Source organism: Pseudomonas sp. Sample_9 (assembly GCF_004307535.1).
Taxonomy (GTDB): Bacteria; Pseudomonadota; Gammaproteobacteria; order Pseudomonadales; family Pseudomonadaceae; genus Aquipseudomonas; species Aquipseudomonas mercuritolerans.
This window is the reverse complement of sequence record NZ_RAZO01000029.1, coordinates 1-1,423: the sequence shown is the minus strand read 5'-3', so window position 1 is coordinate 1,423 and position 1,423 is coordinate 1. Positions and strand designations below refer to the sequence as shown.

The window sequence follows — 1,423 nt, the reverse complement described above, 5'->3', positions numbered from 1 at the left end:
CACCAAAAACCCCGATCCTCTGTCAGCCTCCAGCCATCGGCGGGGAAATCAATTCGCTACTAAATCCGCGACAACTATGCTCAGGTGCAGGAATATAGCCGGCATATGGCGCCGTTTCGGTCGTTTCGTAAACAACAATACCCAGCCCACTTCAGAGGGCATTACCCATGGATAGCAGAACCTTACGCAACCTCATGCGCATCGTGCAGACCGGCTCGTTGTCGGCCGCAGCCGAGCATTCGTGCCTGACCGTGCAGGCGTTGGCCGCACAGTTGAACAAGGTCGAAGAGCAGTTCGGTTTCCGCTTGTTTCGCCGTTCCAACAAGGGCCTGACGCTGACGCCACAAGGCACGGAGCTCACGCCCTACATCGACAAAGTGCTGATCGCCACTCGACAGATGGAAGAAAAGGTCGAGGCGCTGAAAGTGCCCGGTCAGCGGACGTTGAAGGTGGCGTTGAACAACACCCTGTCGCCTGACTTCAACCGGCGCATGATCGGACGGCTGATCGAGGTGTTTCCCGACTACCAGATGGAATTCAGCTACGCCGAGTCGATGGAAAACCTCAGCAAGCTGAAGAACGAAGATTTCGACCTTGCCGTGCTGATCGGCCCGCAGCGGCCGGGGCTGCCGAGTATCGTGCTGCCGGAGGTGCAGGTGCAGGTGGTCGGTGCGCATTGCGGTCAGGAGAACGATCCGCTGACTTTGCTGGGCAACAAGTTTCAGGTGCGTCCTGCGGAAGATTGTCCGTATTCCCACAGCTTCCTGCGTTTTCTCGACGCCGGGCTGGGCAATCACGAGAACGGCCAACGCATGGTTTATTCGTGCAGCGAAACCCTGACGCTGTCGTTGATCACGCAGATGGACGCGGTGGGTATGGTCTCGCGTGAAGCGGCTCAGAAGAACGGTCTGACGATTTTCCCCGGTTTCGAGGATTTCCTCGAAGTGCGCCTGGCGGTGAACAATCCGGAGTTGTCCCACCAGGCGCTGAACGATGTCGTTGATCTGGCGCTACATGAACGAGCCGAGCGCAATGTACGCAGCCGTCCCCACCGCCACACTGAGAAAGAGGTTTTTGCTGAAATACGCACATAGCAACGTCGGAATCGCGGCATAGAATTCCGGGCGATCGAGCTGAATCTGCCGGTCCTTGATCAACAGGGGCGTGAGGCTGATCGCAGCGACGATCGCCACCGGCAGATATTCCAGTGCGCGCGCCACGAACGGCGGCCAGTGTTCGGTGTTGATCTGCAGCGGCAAGGCGCGCGGCAGGAAGGTCACCGCCATCATCAGCACCACCACCAGAATCAGGAACGTTTGGTCAGGCATACACCCACTCCGCAGCCCACAAACGTGGCGATAAATACGTTGAAGGGCGAACTGCCGATCAGGCTCAGCGCACCCATGCAGACCACGGCAGCAGC

The 1,423-nt window shown here is 58.5% G+C and carries 2 protein-coding genes and 1 pseudogene; 1 reads left to right on the top strand and 2 read right to left on the bottom strand.

What is annotated here, in order from left to right:
• Positions 1 to 167 precede the first annotated feature (167 nt).
• Positions 168 to 1,094, top strand: a complete 927-nt coding sequence (locus tag D6877_RS02010) for a LysR family transcriptional regulator (RefSeq protein ID WP_130909669.1) — start codon at positions 168 to 170, stop codon at positions 1,092 to 1,094.
• Here D6877_RS02010 and D6877_RS02005 read toward each other — a convergent pair.
• Complete coding sequence (locus D6877_RS02005; protein ID WP_024011198.1) at positions 1,011 to 1,328, bottom strand: AzlD domain-containing protein; 318 nt, start codon at positions 1,326 to 1,328, stop codon at positions 1,011 to 1,013. The two genes, D6877_RS02010 and D6877_RS02005, sit on opposite strands and share 84 nt — an antisense overlap.
• Positions 1,307 to 1,423, bottom strand: a pseudogene (locus tag D6877_RS02000) (branched-chain amino acid ABC transporter permease); the annotation flags it as partial. The gene D6877_RS02005 and the pseudogene D6877_RS02000, both read right to left, overlap by 22 nt.